This is a genomic window from Holospora elegans E1 (genome assembly GCF_000648275.1).
Classification (GTDB): Bacteria; Pseudomonadota; Alphaproteobacteria; order Holosporales; family Holosporaceae; genus Holospora; species Holospora undulata_A.
The window spans coordinates 1-2,824 of sequence record NZ_BAUP01000128.1 but is presented as its reverse complement, the minus strand read 5'-3'; the positions used below and the strand labels follow the sequence as shown (position 1 = coordinate 2,824).

Genomic DNA, 2,824 nt, shown 5'->3' with positions numbered 1-2,824 from the left:
GAAAAGGAGAGAATTTTATCGACCCCAAAGATTTCCTGAAATTGGTTTAATAAACTGATGCGTGCTAGGGTGTGCGAATTTTCCTGGTGATCAAGCATGCTCTAAAACAAAGGAAACGTAATCTTTCCAACTTTAACAGCTAGTACGAGGCAATTGATATTCTGCGTTCCAAACTTCCAATTGGTGCCATCGAGCATTAAATGCATTTTAGGAACTGGCTCCCAAATGCTTGATATCAAGGCTTTTGAGAAGAGTCCAGAATCAATTCCTTGTCCTTTTAAAAAAACGCCTGACGCGTTCAAGCTTGGATTTTATTGAAGGTGGAGAGTGCATCTTGTGGATCAGCGCAGGATGCTGAACCTTTCGCTGATCGATCATACCAAGCACGAAGGTTCATTTGCATTAAACATTGTTGTTTGTTTTTAATAAAATAGTCTATTTTTCGGGTCTTTTAAAGACCCTTCAAAAAAGTGAGGGGGAGTATGGACAACAAATTTAAATTTTTAAGCAATCCAACGTCCTTTTCACTCACGAGTTTTTTGCGTACAAACATTTGATTCTCTGGCAATTCAAGTTTGTGACACAGCTTTTGCATGTATGGAATTTAATAAAATCTCATTTTGATACAGGGGATTATGGTAAAAAACGCAAGAGAGCGATTACTAACGGGGTATTTTATCTTGCAAAGACGGGCTGTCAGTGGCGCTTTTGCTGCAAGAATATCCTTCCATGGAAAAGTGTGTACAGGTTTTACATGCAAGCAAGACAAAGCAGAATTTGAAAGAAAATGATGAGGGATCTTGTGGAAAAAAGCTGGATAAACAATGGACGAAATATCAATCCGATAATTGACTTACAAAGTACAAAAACAACGAACAAAGCTGTAAATCGAGGGGGTGCTTGGGAAAAAGGTCAAAAGACGTAAACGCCGTAGTGTCATGGATAACTCCCTAGGACGTATTTTCATGTGAAGGTTACTGCTGCGGGATGCAAGGTATTTGATAAGGCTGGTATAAAATATCCAGCACTTAAAGGCGTACGCGCAGATGCTGGTTATCGTAAAAAATTCGAAGAGTTTGTTCAAAACATGTTGAAAAAAAGCGTAGAGCTTTCGACACGTATTACACCGGGCTGGGCAATTTTAGCGAAAAGATGGGGGGTAGAGAGAACATTTGTTTGGCTAAATCATTTTAGGCGATTGGCCAAGGAGTATGAAATAGGCATTCAACCGGCGAAACACAACGTTATGCCTCCCATTCAATGCTACTGATTCGTCGGTTGGCTTGACCGTGCAGACAGGTTCTTAAAAAGAAATCTCGGGGAGTAAGAAAGAATAAGCTAAGCATAGAAGATCGTCTTTTGATGGCCCTCCATATATCCGAAAATGTCGCACATACTTTCACGTCAAAAGTTACGGCGTAAGTGAAAGCACTGCATAAGATACGATTAAGTATCCTGATTTTGCGCTTCCTGAGTTCTTCTAAAAAGTGATAAAAATTTATTAAGGTATACTATAGTAATTTAGCTTGAAAATGGGGAAGAGTGGTGCTATTTTTAACAGAAAATGACAAAGAAACAAAACTGCTTCGATCTAAGGGAGCGAGTAATAGAATATGTTAAATTTGGTAACGATCAAAAAACGACATCCAAAACATTTAAAGTTAGTAAAAGCAGCTTAAGTAGGTGGTGGATAATATACAAAAAAGAAGGGATAATTAGATCTAACCCACGGTTGAATAAGGGGAAAATAGACCAAGAGAATCCAAGGATTTACGTTCAAGCCAATGGGGATAAGAAATGAGCTGAGACAGCAAAGCTAGTTAAAGCAAGTATTTGTTCTGTATACAGAAGTTTAAAAAATCTAAGAGTTAGCTATAAAAAAAGCCTTTACCTATATGGATGGAAGCGAAAAAAACGAAATAACTATCAAGACGCTATAGGCATAGAAACTCAAAGCCTTGTATTATTAATGAAAGTGGTATAGAGCTAACGATTTGCAAAGATAGAGGATGGGGCGAAAAAGGTAAAAAACTGATAGGTAAAAAAAGAAGAGACCTTTAACCAAAGATAGCATGATTAATTTCGAGGTTTTATTAACGTGAAGTACAGCAAAAATAAGCAGTGTTACCTCCATTTCAAGAGCATCTTGTGTTTGCAAGGAGGGGCGAAATCTTGCAAACCAATAGCGGTGTGGAGCATTATTTTGTTCAATGGAAAACGTTTTATCTTTTTCCTGAAAGAGTCGGGGGCTTGGAATAATTTTATTAAAACCTTCCAAAGGATCTTTGCAATAAAATAAAATTTTCCGTTTCTTTAATCGTTCAAAAAGTCGTTTGAAAGTTTGAATTGAGAGATCACCAAATTCCCAATCGATGAGCCGTTTTCCAGAACGATCATAGGATTTAGAAATTCAAGCTTTAGAAATCCAAACTTTTTGCTTCTTTTTTTTTAATAATACCAAAACTCATCCACTTCCTTGACGCTACCGTTGTCTTCTGGGGGGGGCTCAATTTTGGCGCATAGCTTTGATTATAAGGTGCCCGCCCTCTTCAAAACAGCGCTCGCGCTGACACCAAAACGCTGAGCAATTCGGTTCATTGAAAAGCCGCTTGCGTATAAAGCGAGGGCTTTGAGCTTGTCTTTCTCGGGCACACCTCGTGAAATTTTTTCCACATTTTTTACATGTGTACCGCTGCCCCCCTCGAACAAAACCGCTTTTAAAGTAATCAGAACATTCACAAAATTTACATATAATCATTTTTAGAGACTTTTAAAAGACAAGTTTTTCCAATTCTAACAAAAAAGATCTTTAGTTAAAAGCTTC

6 protein-coding genes and 1 pseudogene are annotated in these 2,824 nt (G+C 37.9%); 4 read left to right on the top strand and 3 right to left on the bottom strand.

Annotation, left to right across the window (positions count from 1 at the left end; all coding sequences use genetic code 11):
* Nucleotides 1-101 precede the first annotated feature (101 nt).
* A complete protein-coding gene (locus tag HE1_RS05285; protein WP_035545491.1) occupies nt 102-302 on the bottom strand; it encodes a hypothetical protein in 201 nt (66 codons plus the stop codon).
* 275 nt (nt 303-577) lie between these two features.
* Here HE1_RS05285 and HE1_RS10470 point away from each other — a divergent pair.
* The 4 genes and pseudogenes from HE1_RS10470 to HE1_RS10465 form a co-directional block, all read left to right on the top strand.
* Nucleotides 578-709, top strand: a pseudogene (locus HE1_RS10470) (hypothetical protein); the annotation flags it as partial.
* Nucleotides 700-852 carry a hypothetical protein gene (locus HE1_RS09780; protein WP_242837215.1) on the top strand — a complete coding sequence of 51 codons (153 nt, stop codon included), beginning with the start codon at nt 700-702 and terminating at the stop codon, nt 850-852. The pseudogene HE1_RS10470 and the gene HE1_RS09780, both read left to right, overlap by 10 nt.
* 115 nt (nt 853-967) lie before the next feature.
* Entirely contained in the window at nt 968-1,270 is a 303-nt protein-coding gene (locus HE1_RS05280; protein WP_052567414.1) for a hypothetical protein, read from the top strand.
* A 294-nt stretch (nt 1,271-1,564) separates the two neighbouring features.
* Nucleotides 1,565-1,801 (top strand): IS630 transposase-related protein, encoded by a 237-nt coding sequence (locus HE1_RS10465; protein WP_035545488.1) that lies wholly within the window; start codon nt 1,565-1,567, stop codon nt 1,799-1,801.
* A gap of 165 nt (nt 1,802-1,966) precedes the next feature.
* Here the strand turns inward: HE1_RS10465 and HE1_RS09775 are convergent, their stop codons facing one another.
* A complete protein-coding gene (locus HE1_RS09775) occupies nt 1,967-2,278 on the bottom strand; it encodes a hypothetical protein (RefSeq protein ID WP_242837214.1) in 312 nt (103 codons plus the stop codon).
* Between the two features lie 251 nt (nt 2,279-2,529).
* A complete protein-coding gene (locus HE1_RS05270) occupies nt 2,530-2,739 on the bottom strand; it encodes a helix-turn-helix domain-containing protein (RefSeq protein WP_084490833.1) in 210 nt (69 codons plus the stop codon).
* Nucleotides 2,740-2,824: the final 85 nt, after the last annotated feature.

Bases quoted from the DNA above. Each gene is read 5' to 3' on its own strand.
- HE1_RS10465 (WP_035545488.1), top strand. From the start codon at position 1,565: ATGACAAAGAAACAAAACTGCTTCGATCTAAGGGAGCGAGTAATAGAA.